The 14,953-nt window shown below is 53.4% G+C and carries 14 protein-coding genes; 8 read left to right on the forward strand and 6 right to left on the reverse strand.

Translation table 11 applies throughout. The annotated features are described in order from the left end of the window. The first annotated feature begins 47 nt into the window (after positions 1-47). From AS136_RS17520 to hslJ, 3 genes are all read left to right on the forward strand, one after another. Entirely contained in the window at positions 48-548 is a 501-nt protein-coding gene (locus tag AS136_RS17520) for a DedA family protein (RefSeq protein WP_023322504.1), read from the forward strand. Positions 549-695: 147 nt separating this feature from the next. Continuing rightward, entirely contained in the window at positions 696-1,685 is a 990-nt protein-coding gene (locus tag AS136_RS17525) for a 2-hydroxyacid dehydrogenase (RefSeq protein WP_008805143.1), read from the forward strand. Between the two features lie 122 nt (positions 1,686-1,807). Beyond that, a complete protein-coding gene (gene hslJ / locus AS136_RS17530) occupies positions 1,808-2,248 on the forward strand; it encodes a heat shock protein HslJ (RefSeq protein WP_008805144.1) in 441 nt (146 codons plus the stop codon). A 45-nt stretch (positions 2,249-2,293) separates the two neighbouring features. Here hslJ and AS136_RS17535 read toward each other — a convergent pair whose 3' ends face one another. Further along, a complete protein-coding gene (locus AS136_RS17535) occupies positions 2,294-2,557 on the reverse strand; it encodes a putative hemolysin (protein ID WP_008805145.1) in 264 nt (87 codons plus the stop codon). 362 nt (positions 2,558-2,919) lie between these two features. On the opposite strand from AS136_RS17535, the gene nifJ reads away from it, so the two are divergent. The 5 genes from nifJ (at position 2,920) to AS136_RS17560 (ending at position 10,110) form a co-directional block, all read left to right on the forward strand. Continuing rightward, entirely contained in the window at positions 2,920-6,447 is a 3,528-nt protein-coding gene (nifJ, locus tag AS136_RS17540) for a pyruvate:ferredoxin (flavodoxin) oxidoreductase (protein ID WP_023322503.1), read from the forward strand. A 358-nt stretch (positions 6,448-6,805) separates the two neighbouring features. Continuing rightward, positions 6,806-7,930, forward strand: coding sequence for a porin OmpK37 (ompK37, locus tag AS136_RS17545; RefSeq protein ID WP_016160893.1), 1,125 nt, complete (start codon positions 6,806-6,808; stop codon positions 7,928-7,930). Between the two features lie 142 nt (positions 7,931-8,072). Beyond that, a complete protein-coding gene (locus AS136_RS17550) occupies positions 8,073-8,285 on the forward strand; it encodes a KTSC domain-containing protein (protein WP_008805148.1) in 213 nt (70 codons plus the stop codon). 82 nt (positions 8,286-8,367) lie between these two features. Beyond that, entirely contained in the window at positions 8,368-8,802 is a 435-nt protein-coding gene (uspF, locus tag AS136_RS17555) for a universal stress protein UspF (RefSeq protein WP_008805149.1), read from the forward strand. A 630-nt stretch (positions 8,803-9,432) separates the two neighbouring features. After that, entirely contained in the window at positions 9,433-10,110 is a 678-nt protein-coding gene (locus tag AS136_RS17560) for an SOS response-associated peptidase (RefSeq protein WP_063266878.1), read from the forward strand. A gap of 167 nt (positions 10,111-10,277) precedes the next feature. Here AS136_RS17560 and AS136_RS17565 read toward each other — a convergent pair whose 3' ends face one another. From AS136_RS17565 to AS136_RS17580, 5 genes are all read right to left on the reverse strand, one after another. Further along, positions 10,278-11,159: a hypothetical protein gene (locus AS136_RS17565; RefSeq protein WP_223364558.1), complete on the reverse strand. Its 882-nt coding sequence runs from the start codon at positions 11,157-11,159 to the stop codon at positions 10,278-10,280. Between the two features lie 302 nt (positions 11,160-11,461). Further along, positions 11,462-12,727 carry a Y-family DNA polymerase gene (locus tag AS136_RS17570; RefSeq protein ID WP_063266880.1) on the reverse strand — a complete coding sequence of 422 codons (1,266 nt, stop codon included), beginning with the start codon at positions 12,725-12,727 and terminating at the stop codon, positions 11,462-11,464. A 1-nt stretch (position 12,728) separates the two neighbouring features. Beyond that, on the reverse strand, positions 12,729-13,148 hold the full coding sequence (locus tag AS136_RS17575) for a translesion error-prone DNA polymerase V autoproteolytic subunit (protein ID WP_004179627.1): 420 nt from the start codon (positions 13,146-13,148) through the stop codon (positions 12,729-12,731). A gap of 661 nt (positions 13,149-13,809) precedes the next feature. Then, complete coding sequence (locus AS136_RS29040) at positions 13,810-14,232, reverse strand: site-specific integrase (RefSeq protein WP_032422722.1); 423 nt, start codon at positions 14,230-14,232, stop codon at positions 13,810-13,812. A 50-nt stretch (positions 14,233-14,282) separates the two neighbouring features. Beyond that, a complete protein-coding gene (locus AS136_RS17580; protein ID WP_063266881.1) occupies positions 14,283-14,861 on the reverse strand; it encodes a recombinase family protein in 579 nt (192 codons plus the stop codon). Between the last annotated feature and the right edge of the window lie 92 nt (positions 14,862-14,953).

Here is a 14,953-nt window from a genome sequence, read left to right on the forward strand (position 1 = left end):
GCGCCTGCCACACTCCAGCCAGACAGAAATGGCTTGCGGGAGAGACCGTGTCGTTAATTATCTCGCTCTTTGAGAGCGCACAGGACCACTATCCATTGGTATTACTAATGGTTTTCCTGCTCACCTTCACTAAATCCTGCGCGCTGGTGTCGCTGGCGATCCCGGGCACCTCCGGCCTGCTGCTGTTGGGGACATTCGCTTCCGCCAGTCTCGGTCATTTCCTGTTAATGTGGTCCAGCGCCAGCCTCGGCGCCATCGGCGGATTCTGGCTCTCGTGGTGGTTAGGCGTTCGCTATCGTCACCGCCTCACACAGTTACGCTGGCTGACCGCCGAGCGGCTGGCCCGCAGCCGACTCTTTTTTCAGCGCCGCGGGCTGTGGGCGGTCTTTTTCAGTCGCTTCCTCTCTCCCCTGCGCGCCACCCTGCCCCTGGTCAGCGGCGCCAGCGGCCTGCCGCTGTGGTCGTTTCAGCTAGCTAACGTCAGCTCCGGTCTGCTGTGGCCGTTTCTGCTGCTCTCCCCCGGCGCTTTAAGCCTCAGTTTGTGGTGAAAAAACTTTGTCTTTCAAAGAGATTCCGCAAATCCGCGATATGCTCTAGAATTAGCATAAGCACCTGACACTTAAACTATTTTTTAATAATTGTACGATTATTTTAAATATGCTACCGTGACGTTATAATCACTGGAGAAAAGTCTTATGAAAATCGCGGTTTACAGTACGAAGCAGTACGATAAAAAGTACCTGCAGCACGTGAATGATACCTACGGCTTTGAACTGGAATTCTTCGACTTCCTGCTGACAGCGAAGACCGCCAAAACCGCCAACGGTTGCGAAGCGGTGTGTATCTTCGTCAATGACGACGGCAGCCGCCCGGTGCTGGAAGAGCTGAAGGCCCACGGCGTGAAGTATATCGCTCTGCGCTGCGCCGGATTTAACAACGTCGACCTCGAGGCGGCAAAGGAGCTTGGCCTGCGCGTGGTCCGCGTCCCGGCGTACTCGCCGGAAGCCGTCGCTGAGCATGCGATCGGTATGATGATGTCGCTCAACCGTCGCATCCACCGCGCCTATCAGCGTACCCGTGATGCCAACTTCTCCCTCGAAGGCCTCACCGGTTTCACCATGTACGGTAAAACCGCCGGGGTGATCGGCACCGGGAAAATTGGCGTGGCGATGCTGCGGATCCTCAAAGGTTTCGGCATGCGACTGCTGGCGTTCGACCCGTACCCAAGCGCCGCCGCGCTGGAGCTGGGGGTGGAATATGTCGACCTCGCCACGCTGTACAAGGAGTCGGACGTGATCTCCCTGCACTGCCCGCTGACCGACGAAAACTACCATCTGCTCAATCGCGAGGCGTTTGACCAGATGAAGGACGGGGTGATGGTGATTAACACCAGCCGCGGCGCGCTGATCGACTCCCAGGCGGCCATCGACGCCCTGAAGCACCAGAAAATTGGCGCGCTGGGGCTGGATGTTTATGAGAACGAACGCGATCTGTTCTTTGAAGACAAATCCAACGATGTGATCCAGGACGACGTTTTCCGCCGCCTCTCCGCCTGTCACAACGTGCTGTTCACCGGCCACCAGGCGTTCCTCACCGCTGAGGCGCTGATCAGCATTTCGGAGACCACCCTGGGCAACCTGCAGCAGGTCGCAAACGGAGAAACCTGCCCGAACGCCATCGTCTGATTCCTTTCCCTTTTGTGCTCCTCTCCCGGGGGGAGCACATTCAGATAATCCCCACAGATCCCCGCTGCGATACCGTTACACTGGCTTGGTTTTATTAGAAATGTGAATGTTTTGGAGTGAAAATGAACAAATTGGCGGCGCTACTGGCGGCAGGTATGCTGTTGTCCGGCTGTGTCTATAACAGTAAGGTGTCCACCGGCGCGGAACAGCTGCAGCATCATCGCTTCGTGCTGACCAGCGTCAACGGCCAGGCGGTCAACGCCGGCGACCGGCCGCTGGAGCTGAGCTTCGGCGAGAAGATGGCTATTACGGGCAAGATGTATGTTTCGGGCAATATGTGCAACGGTTTTAGCGGGGAAGGCAAGGTGTCGGACGGCGAGCTGAAGGTGAAGTCGCTGGCGATGACCCGGATGCTGTGCCACGATGCCCAGCTTAATACCCTTGACGCGACGATCGGCAAGATGTTGCGCGAAGGCGCGCAGGTCGATCTGACGGAAAACCAGTTGACGCTGGCGACCGCCGACCAGACGCTGGTCTATAAGCTCGCCGACCTGATGCATTAGCCGGCCTTGAGGTGCCGCTGACGCTGCCCCGCGACGGGGCCGCCGTTAGTAGCCGCAGCTGCCGCCCGCCAGTGCCTGCTCGCTGCAGCGTTTGCCGTTCGGCAGCGCGCACATGCCAATCGCCGAACCATCGAGCTGACGAGCCACCGATAACGAGCCGCCTATCATGGCGCAGTTGGCCTGACCGGCGTCGCTCATCGCCGCCCGCATGCCTGGCGTGACGTGCGCCGCCGTGGCCTGCTGAACGGGTTCACTACTGCACGCCGACAGCAACAGCGCCGCACAACCTACTAATATCGCAGCTCGCATTCTCTCTCCCCTCGGAAACGTCTTAAAAAAGCAAACCCCAGAATAATAGGCAGCGTGGCGGGCGACGTCGAGGGGGGAAGTACGTATTTATGCGCCTCATTAACATTTTCTAGCAAATTTTCGCCGAAAGCTTGATCTGCTCCGGCCTGGTCGCCGGGCGCACGTGATCCGACACTCGGCAGGAAGCCATTTTCTCCGCGAACCATGCAAAATATTGATCTGGTCACGGGTGGCCGGCGCATTGAGGACACAAATGCAAAAATGGCCGCGCCAACGGTTTGCTAAACTACCCCTTATATAATTACAGGGCGCGTCGCGGTTTCACGTGTCCATTCTTTTGCGCAATGTAAGGGTGTCTTCATATGATTACGATTGATGGTAATGGCGCGGTCGCTTCCGTCGCGTTTCGCACCAGTGAAGTTATCGCCATCTACCCGATCACGCCCAGTTCAACGATGGCGGAACAGGCCGACGCCTGGGCCGGCAATGGGCTGAAAAACGTCTGGGGCGATGTTCCCCGCGTGGTCGAAATGCAGTCGGAGGCAGGCGCCATTGGCGCCGTACATGGCGCGCTGCAGACCGGCGCCCTCTCCACCTCCTTTACCTCATCGCAGGGTCTGCTGCTGATGATCCCCACGCTGTACAAACTGGCCGGCCAGCTGATGCCGTTTGTGCTGCACGTCGCCGCCCGCACCGTCGCCACCCACGCGCTATCGATCTTCGGCGATCATTCCGACGTCATGGCCGTGCGGCAGACCGGTTGCGCCATGCTGTGCGCCAGCAGCGTCCAGGAGGCGCAGGATTTTGCGCTGATCTCGCATATCGCCACCCTGCAAAGCCGGGTGCCGTTTATTCATTTCTTTGATGGTTTCCGCACCTCGCACGAAATCAACAAAATCGCCCCGCTGGCGGATGACACCATTCGCGCCCTGCTACCGCAGGATAAAATCGCCGAGCATCGCCAGCGCGCGCTCAATCCGGAACACCCGGTGATCCGCGGAACCTCGGCCAACCCCGACACTTACTTCCAGTCCCGGGAGGCCACCAATCCGTGGTACGACGCGGTCTATAACCATGTTGAGACGGCGATGAACGACTTCGCCGCCGCCACCGGCCGTCAGTACAAACCGTTTGAGTTTTACGGCCACCCGCAGGCAGAGCGCGTGATCGTCATTATGGGTTCGGCCATCGGTACCTGCGAAGAGGTGGTTGATGAACTGCTGAGCCGCGGCGAGAAAGTCGGCGTGCTGAAAGTGCGCCTCTATCGCCCGTTCTCCGCCGCCCACCTGCTGGCAGCGCTGCCGGAAAGCGCCCGGGCGGTAGCGGTGCTCGATCGCACCAAAGAGCCTGGCGCGCTTGCCGAGCCGCTGTATCTCGATGTGATGACCGCCCTGGCGGAAGCCTTTAACCGCGGCGAGCGCGAGACGCTGCCGCGCACCATCGGCGGCCGCTATGGCCTCTCCTCCAAGGAGTTCGGCCCGGAATGCGTGCTGGCGGTATTTAGTGAACTGCAGTCCGCTCAGCCGAAGCCACGCTTTACCGTCGGTATCTATGATGACGTGACCAATCTGTCGCTGCCGCTGGGAGAAAATACCCTGCCAGCAGAGGCCAAGCTCGAGGCCCTGTTCTACGGTCTCGGCAGCGATGGCAGCGTGTCAGCCACCAAAAACAACATCAAAATCATCGGCAACTCGACCCCGTGGTTCTCGCAGGGCTATTTTGTCTATGACTCGAAGAAAGCGGGCGGCCTCACCGTCTCGCATCTGCGCGTCAGCGAAAAACCGATTCGTTCTTCGTATCTGATTTCGCAGGCTGATTTCGTCGGCTGCCACCAGCTACAGTTTATCGATAAATACCAGATGGCCGAGCGGCTGAAGCCCGGCGGTATTTTCCTGCTCAACACGCCGTACGGCGCCGATGAGGTCTGGTCTCGCTTGCCGCAGGAAGTCCAGGCCACTCTGAATCAGAAAAAAGCGCGTTTTTACGTGGTCAACGCGGCGAAAATCGCCCGCGAGTGCAGCCTCGGCGCGCGCATTAATACCGTGATGCAGATGGCGTTCTTCCATCTCACCCGCATCCTGCCGGGCGACAGCGCGCTGGCGGAACTGCAGGCGGCGATCGCCAAAAGCTACAGCAGCAAAGGCCAGGAGCTGGTGGAACGCAACTGGCAGGCGCTGGCCCTGGCCCGGGAATCGCTGGCGGAAGTGCCGCTCCAGCCAGTGAACGCCAGCAGTCCGAACCGCCCGCCGGTGGTCTCCGACGCCGCGCCGGATTTCGTCAAAACGGTCACCGCCGCGATGCTGGCCGGCCTCGGCGATGCGCTGCCGGTCTCCGCCCTGCCGCCGGACGGCACCTGGCCCATGGGCACCACGCGCTGGGAGAAACGCAACATCGCCGAAGAGATCCCCATCTGGAAGGAAGCGCTGTGTACCCAGTGCAACCACTGCGTCGCCGCCTGCCCGCACTCGGCGATCCGCGCCAAAGTGGTCGCGCCGGAAGAGATGGAGAACGCCCCTGCCAGTCTGCACTCGCTGGACGTCAAATCCCGCGATATGCGCGGACAAAAATACGTTCTGCAGGTCGCCCCGGAAGACTGCACCGGCTGCAACCTGTGCGTTGAAGTGTGCCCGGCGAAAGATCGCCAGAACCCGGAGATCAAGGCCATCAATATGATGTCGCGCCTGGAGCATGTGGAAGAGGAGAAGGTCAATTACGATTACTTCCTCAACCTGCCGGAAATCGACCGCACAAAACTGGAGCGGATAGATATTCGCACCTCGCAGCTGATCAGCCCGCTGTTTGAATACTCCGGCGCCTGCTCCGGCTGTGGCGAAACGCCGTATATCAAACTGCTGACCCAGCTGTATGGCGATCGGATGTTGATTGCCAATGCTACCGGCTGCTCCTCCATTTACGGCGGCAACCTGCCCTCGACGCCGTATACGACCGACGCCAACGGCCGCGGCCCGGCATGGGCCAACTCGCTGTTTGAGGATAACGCTGAATTCGGGCTCGGCTTCCGCTTAACCGTCGACCAGCACCGTCAGCGCGTGATGCGCCTGCTGAGCGAATTTGCCGACAAACTGCCGGCAGAGTTGAACGCGGCGCTGCATGCCGAGGCGACGCCGGAAGTACGCCGCGAACAGGTGGCGGCCCTGCGCCAGGCGCTGGCCGGCGTGGACGGCGCTGAAGAGCTGCTGACCGATGCTGACGCGCTGGTGGAGAAATCCGTCTGGCTGATCGGTGGCGACGGCTGGGCCTACGATATTGGCTTCGGCGGTCTGGATCATGTGCTGAGCCTGACGGAAAACGTCAACATTCTGGTGCTGGATACCCAGTGTTACTCCAACACCGGCGGCCAGGCGTCAAAAGCCACCCCGCTGGGGGCGGTCACTAAGTTTGGCGAACACGGTAAACGCAAGGCGCGCAAAGATCTGGGCGTCAGCATGATGATGTACGGTCATGTCTATGTGGCGCAGATTTCGCTGGGCGCGCAGCTGAACCAGACGGTGAAAGCGATTCAGGAAGCGGAAGCCTATCCGGGACCGTCGCTGATCATCGCCTACAGTCCTTGCGAAGAGCACGGCTACGATCTGGCGCTCAGCCACGATCAGATGCGTCAGCTGACCGCCACTGGATTCTGGCCGCTCTACCGCTTCGATCCGCGTCGCGCTGACGAAGGCAAACTGCCGCTGGCGCTGGATTCTCGTCCGCCGTCCGACGCGCTGGCCGAGACGCTGCTCAACGAGCAACGCTTCCGTCGCCTGAACGCCCAGCAGCCGGAGGTGGCGGAGCAGTTGTGGAAAGACGCCGCCGCGGATCTGCAGAAACGGTATGACTTCCTCGCCCAACTGGCCGGCAAAGCGGAGAAATCACCGAGCGAAGGCTAAGGTTATTTTCCATCCTGCAGCCATAAAAAAAGCCCGAACATGTTGTTCGGGCTTGTCGTTTTACCGATAAACAAAATCATTCCGCAGAATGAGACGGCAACAATAAATAATTGGCATGACAATAAAGGCATATAACGCGCGAATAATACGTGATTATCCTGGGTATGTATAATTTTTATTTTGTATATTACCCACGGATATATTCAGCATAATTATCACCATTTCTTTGGTATTATTTATTTTAGATTTTACTTATATCGTAACAATTGAGTCTTACCATATCTCAGACCGCTCCTTTAGCATGAGTTCACTTCCTTCCCGGAAGCTAAAACATAAAAACAGTTAAAGGAATTTCTTCATGAAAAGAAAAGTACTGGCCCTCGTTATTCCGGCTTTATTAGCCGCCGGTGCCGCCCATGCGGCGGAAATTTATAATAAAGACGGAAATAAATTAGATCTCTATGGCAAGGTAGACGGTCTGCACTATTTCTCCAGCGACTCGAAAAAAGACGGCGATCAAACTTATTTGCGTTTCGGCTTTAAAGGCGAAACCCAGATCAACGATATGCTTACCGGCTATGGTCAGTGGGAATATAACGTTCAGGCCAACAACACCGAGAGCTCCAGCGATCAGGCGTGGACCCGTCTGGCATTCGCGGGTATCAAAGTCGGCGATTACGGCTCCTTCGACTACGGTCGTAACTACGGCGTGCTGTACGACGTCGAAGGCTGGACCGATATGCTGCCGGAGTTCGGCGGCGACTCCTACACCTATGCGGATAACTTTATGGCAGGCCGCGCCAACGGCGTCGCGACCTACCGCAACAGCGATTTCTTTGGCCTGGTGGAGGGTCTGAACTTTGCCCTGCAGTATCAGGGTAAAAACGAAGGTCAGAACGCGCAGGATATCAACGTCGGCACCAATAACCGCAGCAGCGACAGCGATGTTCGCTTCGACAATGGCGATGGCTTCGGTCTCTCCACCTCTTATGACTTCGGCATGGGCATCAGCGCGGCAGCGGCCTACACCTCTTCTGACCGTACCAACGATCAGATGACCCAGACCAACGCCCGCGGCGATAAAGCCGAAGCCTGGACCGCCGGCCTGAAGTACGACGCCAACGATATCTACCTGGCGACCATGTACTCAGAAACCCGCAATATGACCCCGTACGGCAATGACGGCGTGGCCAATAAAACGCAAAACTTCGAAGTCACCGCGCAGTATCAGTTCGACTTCGGCCTGCGTCCGGCCATCTCCTACCTGCAGTCCAAAGGCAAAGATCTCTATAATAACGGCCGCTACGCCGATAAAGATCTGGTCAAATATATGGACGTTGGCGCTACCTATTACTTCAACCGTAATATGTCTACCTACGTTGATTACAAAATCAACCTGCTGGATGACAACGACAGCTTCTACAAAGACAACGGTATCTCTACCGACAACATCGTCGCCCTGGGCCTGGTTTACCAGTTCTGATGCGCCAGCCCGCCGGTTCCGGCGGGCTTCTTCCTCCCGCCGTACAGTAGATAAAACAAAACAATATATCCCGCTGGTTAAAATAGCCGTCCATTTAGTGATATAGTCGTGCTCAGTCAGTGCTTGCCCGAGGACGTCCACCATGCATCATCACCCAGTAAAATCATCCCGAATTATCTCTGTCGCCTACGATGACGCCTCCGCCACACTGGAAATCTATTTTTATCACCAGCCGCCGTTGCAATATACCGGCGTGCCACCGCGTATTTTCCGCGATTTTTTACAGGTGGTGTCAAAAGGACGATTTTATGACGGCGTGATCAAAGGGAAATTCCCCGAACGCAAGCCACGTTAATGTCAAAGTGTGACCACGGTCATGATACAAAACGTGCTCTAATGCCGTACAATGTGAGGGGATACTTAAACAGGAGGTTTTTATGAGCAGAATGATTCTTGTCCCTATCGATATCTCTGATAAAGAATTTACTGAACGCATTATCAGTCACGTTGAATCGGAAGCACGGATTGACGACGCCGAGGTCCATTTCCTCTCCGTGATCCCTTCCCTGCCCTATTATGCCTCACTGGGAATGGCTTACACCGCTGAACTGCCGGGTATGGATGAGCTGCGCGAAGGAACGGAAACGCAGCTTAAAGAGATCGCCAAACAATTTTCCATCCCGGAAGATCGGATGCATTTTCACGTCGCCGAAGGGTCGCCAAAAGATAAGATCCTCGCGCTGGCCAAGTCGCTACCCGCCGACCTGGTGATCATCGCGTCGCACCGGCCAGATATCACCACCTATCTGCTGGGCTCCAACGCCGCCGCGGTGGTCCGCCACGCCGAGTGCTCAGTCCTGGTGGTGCGTTAACGCCACAGCCCGCCGCCCGGCGGGCTTTTTATTTCCGCTTACACCGCCTCCGCCTGCCTGCCCGCAGCGGAAAGTGCCGGAAAGATGCTGACATTCCGCGCCTGAATCCGTACCATACACGCCACGGTTGTCTGTCAGACCTCATTAATTGCTACGCGCCAGCGCCACGTTGTCCAGGCTGGCAGAACGCGTGCTCTTCTGATGCCACACTATGAATTGAGCCACTATTACATGCTGCAAAACCAAGAAATCAGTAAAAAAGAAAAGTACAACATCGATAAGTTGCCCAAATAATTCCAAGCCCCTGAATTTATTAATTTTATATTGTATTACAGTCAGTTATTACCCCATGCGAACAACGCCAACCGACGCCAGCCTACGAATTTAATGCCCTTTTTTGCCCCTTTTTCTTATCCGATGCCCCTTCTATGCCCCTCTTTTGCGAGCAGCTTTCCAGAAAGAAAAAGTGCATGTTTACGACAATATCCTCCCATGACATCATCTCCTGCGTTAATCATGTAATTTTCGGTGCGCACCACTCTTTCATGATAACGGCCTTCCCTAGGAAAACCCATCAGTTGGCCATCACTAGCAACGTCTATACTTTCAGTCTGAAGACTGGAGGCAACCATGTGCGGACGCTTTGCTCAATCACAAACCCGTGAAGAATATTTGGCATACCTGGCGGATGAAGCCGAGCGCGACATCGCATACGACCCTGAGCCGATTGGGCGTTACAACGTGGCGCCGGGGACTAAAGTTTTGCTCCTGAGCGAACGAGACGAACAGCTGCACCTCGATCCGGTTAACTGGGGTTACGCACCCGGGTGGTGGGATAAGCCAGCGCTCATTAACGCTCGCGTAGAAACCGCGGCGACAAGCAGAATGTTCAAGCCTCTATGGCAACATGGCCGGGCGATCTGCTTTGCCGATGGCTGGTTTGAATGGAAGCGAGAAGGAGACAAGAAGCAGCCCTATTTCATTTATCGTGCCGATGGCCAGCCAATCTTTATGGCGGCGATCGGCAGTGTCCCTTTCGAGCGCGGTGACGAAGCCGAAGGTTTTTTGATAGTGACCGCTGCGGCCGATCAGGGGTTGGTCGATATTCACGACCGCCGTCCGCTGGTCCTGACGCCGGCAGCAGCACGCGAATGGATGCGCAAGGATATAGGCGGGAAGGAAGCTGAAGAGATAGCCGCCGACGGAGCAGTGCCCGCCGACAAGTTTATCTGGCACGCCGTTACGCGCACCGTGGGTAATGCGAAAAATCAGGGGCCAGAATTAATTGAGGCTATCGACCCCCTATAAATACGTAATGTCCACAATATGCCAGGAGCGGACATTACTGAGTTAAGTTCTGAAAGTAGCTTTAAATACGCACATGCTCTTCCTAATAACTCGATTATCATTTTTACCGTTAAACAGTTCCGGAGACAACTCTGACTCACAGGAATATCGCTAAGCCTCTGCCCCCCCTAAGCAATATCCTGATTGCTGAGTTGAGGCATTAATCTCTCAAATAAATCATCACTTTCATAGGGGATGTTATTAATATGCCGGGAATAAATCAAACCTCCTGAAATAAGCTTGGACAAAGAACTTTCACATAAAACACCTATACATTTTTTATTTTCCCCTGCCATAAAATCTTCTAAATTTCTCAAGATAAAATTTCGTGACAACTCACGATGTTCATTTATTGCCATTCTCGCATCTTCAGAATTAATGAGAGACACTTTAGGAAGCAAATCAGTAACATTAACGGCCACCATGCCTAGATTTTTAAGTGATGAGCTATCCTTTATCCTGCGCACGATCTGCTGGTTTGCAACTTTTATGTTTTTAGATAGTTTTTTTAACGACTTAACTCGTTTGCATTCTACAAAAAGAATTCTGCCGTCAGAGAGTTTCACTTCGATATCACAAATGCTTTTAAGAGATATTTTATACCCTCCACGCAGGAATCTTGCAGCCATTGACAACTCAAACAGAAAGTCTCTTGCAGGATCGTTCTCAGAAGTAGCACGAAATTCTTGACCAGTGATAACCTTCTTTATTTGATCGAGATATTCCTGGATATCAAGCCCTTTAAGATCATTGTAAACCCTTATGATTTCATTAGCTTCCACGTGAGAATTCATCATCTCCTTCATAAAGGCAACTAAATTTTCATCGGGTATATCTTTGAAAATTTTTTCTCCATTTGATAGTGCTTTCAATTTTTGAAGGTTTTTGTGGTATACCCCATATCTTGTTACTGCAAACCTAAAGCCCAAACTATCGAACCAAGTACAAACCTCTTCAAATTTAGTTAACAAACCTGAAAACTCATGCTCGTATATTTCCTTGCTTTCCATACTTTTCTCTTTAAATAAATTCAGATTCGTATTGGCGCTTGTCAAATTCATGTGGGCTGTGCCCCTTAAAATCATCAAGCGGGAGCTTGTTCTGTAAAGATTGTGAACCTATTAGCGTCTCGATTAAATACTCTATATAGTTGACTCGACCAATTTATACCAAACGGTAGAATAAAAGAAGGAATCCCCGCAGTACTTAACTAGTCATTCTTTGACTACTGTGATTAAGATCACTTCCAAAGTCCGCTTATCGCTCTAAGCGGACTGTAGTAGCAGCATAACCACCACTGTTAATGGCCGAATCATCTAACTTTGAGCAGGTCACAGAACCTCGTAGTATAGCGCGGGGATAGCATTTCTCGTTTCATCTGCCAGGCAGTCTGGATCCCCTGCCCTGCAAAATACAGAGTTCCTCTTCCGTCTTTCGCATTGAGATGATCGAGAACTTCCATGAGCTTTTCACTGTTCTTCCGTGGCGCGTTGTCGTCGAAGAGGTTGAGCTGCGCTACGCCCTGGCTGTAGAAATCACCAAGCATCACGCCTGCTTTCTGATAACGATGCCCATTTTTCCAGATTGCATCGAGGCATTTCGTCGCTGCTGCGATTATGTCCCTGCTGTCTTGCGTTGGGGTTAATAGTTTTACCGATGCGCTGTTACCGTAGTATGGCTCGTTCAGCGCAAAGGGACTGGTTTTGACAAAAGCGGAGATAAACCGGCAATACTGATGCTCGCCACGGAGTTTCTCCGCTGCTCGTGAGGCGTAGCTGCAGATCGCCTGCCTCATCTCATGGTATTCAGTGATACGGCCGCCGAACGAACGGCTGCAGACGATTTCCTGCTTTACTGGCGCGAACTCCTCCAGCCCGAGGCATGGTTCGCCACGCAGCTCCCGCACAGTTCGCTCCAGAACCACATTAAAATGCTTCCGGATAAAACGGATATCGGTATCCGCCAGTTGCAGTACCGTTTTAATCCCCATGGCCTCCAGTTTTTTACTGATGCGGCGCCCGACGCCCCAGACCTCATCCACCGGAAGCAAAGCCATCAACTTCCTCTGCCTTTCCAGATTAGACAGGTCCACCACTCCTCCGGTCTGCCGCTGCCACTGTTTCGCGGCGTGATTGGCCAGCTTCGCCAGGGTTTTAGTCTGGGCTATGCCGACGCCGACCGTGAGGTGCGTCCTGCCCAGAACCGTCTCGCGAATTTCCCTGCCAAAGTCGGTAAGATCGCGACAGTTTCGCACACCAGTAAGATCGCAAAATGCCTCATCAATACTGTAAATTTCGCAGCGTGGAGCGAGTTCCTCCAGTGTTGTCATCACTCGGTTTGACATATCGGCATAAAGCTCATAGTTGCTGCTAAACGCGATAATACCGTGCCGGCGAAACATGTCCTTTTGCTTGAAATAAGGCTCACCCATTTTGACGAAGGGCTTTGCCTCTGGCGAGCGGGCGATCACACAGCCGTCGTTGTTTGACAGGACGACCACCGGACGCCCTTTCAGGTCAGGACGAAATACGGTCTCGCACGATGCATAAAATGAATTCACATCACAAAGCGCAAACATCTTAGCCAGCTGATTTAATGATGTACGTAACCACCCCGAACACGTCGAGAGTATCCTCGCTACCGACTACTATCGGCGAATATGCAGGGTTCATTGGGTTAAGCTGAACCCTTGGATGCAGCTGCAGCTTCTTAACGGTGAATTCCCCATCCACTGCAGCGATAACGATATCGCCATGAACTGCTGTCCTTGAGCTATCCACTACTAGAAGATCACCCTCCCCTATGCCGGCGTCTTTCATGCTGTCGCCGGCGGCTTTGACAAAATACGTCGCACTGGGGTGGTTAACGAGCAACTCGTTCAGATCGATACGTTGCTCAACGTAATCCTGCGCAGGACTTGGAAAACCACATTGCACAAGGTCGCTGTACAACGGGAGCAGCATGATCTGACGTAACTCAACGGGCGTGTAGAACTGCATAATAAACTCGCTCACAAAATACTGTTTTTATATACAGTAGTTTCATTCACTAATCTGATCAATAGAGGTTTCAACTATCAATCAGGAGCACAGAGGGGGGAAACCAGTCACCTTTGAGCCCCTGATATTGGTTTCACTTAGTGATTATGTTGTCTATGTGCCAGCTATGAACTATCTTTTCTCAAAACCTGCTACTGCAAAATGGATATAAGATGTCACAGACGGACTTGCTGATTGTTGTTTTTACGCTGGGCATTTTAGCCTTTGGCTATTCCATATGGTTCATTTCGAACAGAATACTCTGCTCAATATTTCATAGACTTAGAAAGAATGTATGAATTGGGATGGTATAGACCCAAATTCATGGTCCTTGCTCCTCGACGTCGGAAGGTACTTACAGATCATCTTCGCTCTTAACCTATCACATCGGCACCTACTCCATGATGTAACAGCTCGGACCAGAAATATCTGGAAGCTTTAGGCATATTCCTGGAAGATAGACGAGCGCAAAGACGCACACAGCAATGATGTTATGTAGTATTTTCCCCTTGAGTGTGCCTGCTCAGGGGGATTTTTTATCGCCGTATTGTACTGGCAAATATTTGTAAATAGTCTTCACCCCCACGCCTGTCACATCGGCCACACGCGACTGGACAGGCGGTTAGTCCGGTATGTTTCTCGCGCTACTACTGCTTACGTTAACGTCTGGTAATGATCTAGCGGCGCGACGTAAAGCGGCGTTGAAAGCAATTATAGTGACCGGCCGGCGTCGGTACTTCACACGGTTAGAATGGCTCTGAAATAAAAAAACATCTTCTGGATAGCGTTCTCTTCTACGAGCAATGATCCCCTCCACTGGAGGGGTTGATTCAACACGTAGCTCCTTCAGGTGACCCTGTTTTCGTATCAGTATCAAGCCATCATCAATATCATCATATCGAATACTCAGCAGCCTTCCAGCGCTTAAACCTGTGTGAAAAATTAACGCCCACAAGTCTGCCCATGTATCTGAGATGGAAACAAGATTGCTGTTAATAGTTAAAAATTGTTCAAAACTTATTGTTTTCTTACCGTTCACGAACAAACCAAACTGTTTTCAAAACTGAAAGTACTTATTATCTCAAATGTTACATATCACGGGAAGGGCAGGAATCCTTGATCGCGGACGGCAGCAGGAAAGTATTTGTAGATCGTCTTCACCCCCACCCCTATCACATCTGCGATCTGTTGCCGGGTAGCGCCGTTCTCCAGCATTCTGCGGCACCGCTCCACCACTACTTCAGTCATTACCCGGCGGCGGCCCCCGACTCTCCCCTGCTCCCTCGCTGCGGCTAAACCCGCTCGTGTACGCTCGACAATCAGCTCTCTTTCCATTTCCGCCAGGGCGCTCATGACGTGGAAGAAAAAGCGGCCTGCAGGCGTACTGGTATCGATGCTGTCGGTCAGGCTGCGGAAATTTACCCCACGAGCCTGCAACTCCGACACGAGCGTAATCAGATCACGCACGCTGCGGCCCAGCCGGTCCAGTTTCCAGACCACCAGCACATCACCCGTTCGCAGCCGCCGTAAGGCGCGCTTTAACCCTGGCCGCCGGGCATTTTTCCCGCTGGCCATATCCTCAAAAACCAGCTCACATTCTGCGCGAATCAGCGCGTTTTTCTGTAAATCGAGGTTTTGATCCCCGGTTGATACCCTCGCATAGCCAATCAGCACTCTCTAACTCCTTGAAATAGCTGATTGTAAAAAGCAGCGGCCATTCGCTCAAACCCTCGTTTGGGCGAACGCCTTTTTTGGAGCAAAAAACA

Origin of the sequence: Klebsiella sp. D5A, from assembly GCF_001620885.1 — a bacterium.
Classification (GTDB): domain Bacteria; phylum Pseudomonadota; class Gammaproteobacteria; order Enterobacterales; family Enterobacteriaceae; genus Klebsiella; species Klebsiella variicola.

Excerpts from the sequence above, each read along its gene's own strand:
- AS136_RS17525 (WP_008805143.1), top strand. The coding sequence starts at position 696 with ATGAAAATCGCGGTTTACAGTACGAAGCAGTACGATAAAAAGTACCTG.
- hslJ (WP_008805144.1), top strand. The coding sequence starts at position 1,808 with ATGAACAAATTGGCGGCGCTACTGGCGGCAGGTATGCTGTTGTCCGGC.
- AS136_RS17535 (WP_008805145.1), bottom strand. The coding sequence starts at position 2,557 with ATGCGAGCTGCGATATTAGTAGGTTGTGCGGCGCTGTTGCTGTCGGCG.
- nifJ (WP_023322503.1), top strand. The coding sequence starts at position 2,920 with ATGATTACGATTGATGGTAATGGCGCGGTCGCTTCCGTCGCGTTTCGC.
- ompK37 (WP_016160893.1), top strand. The coding sequence starts at position 6,806 with ATGAAAAGAAAAGTACTGGCCCTCGTTATTCCGGCTTTATTAGCCGCC.
- AS136_RS17550 (WP_008805148.1), top strand. The coding sequence starts at position 8,073 with ATGCATCATCACCCAGTAAAATCATCCCGAATTATCTCTGTCGCCTAC.
- uspF (WP_008805149.1), top strand. The coding sequence starts at position 8,368 with ATGAGCAGAATGATTCTTGTCCCTATCGATATCTCTGATAAAGAATTT.
- AS136_RS17560 (WP_063266878.1), top strand. The coding sequence starts at position 9,433 with ATGTGCGGACGCTTTGCTCAATCACAAACCCGTGAAGAATATTTGGCA.
- AS136_RS17565 (WP_223364558.1), bottom strand. The coding sequence starts at position 11,159 with ATGGAAAGCAAGGAAATATACGAGCATGAGTTTTCAGGTTTGTTAACT.
- AS136_RS17570 (WP_063266880.1), bottom strand. The coding sequence starts at position 12,727 with ATGTTTGCGCTTTGTGATGTGAATTCATTTTATGCATCGTGCGAGACC.
- AS136_RS17575 (WP_004179627.1), bottom strand. The coding sequence starts at position 13,148 with ATGCAGTTCTACACGCCCGTTGAGTTACGTCAGATCATGCTGCTCCCG.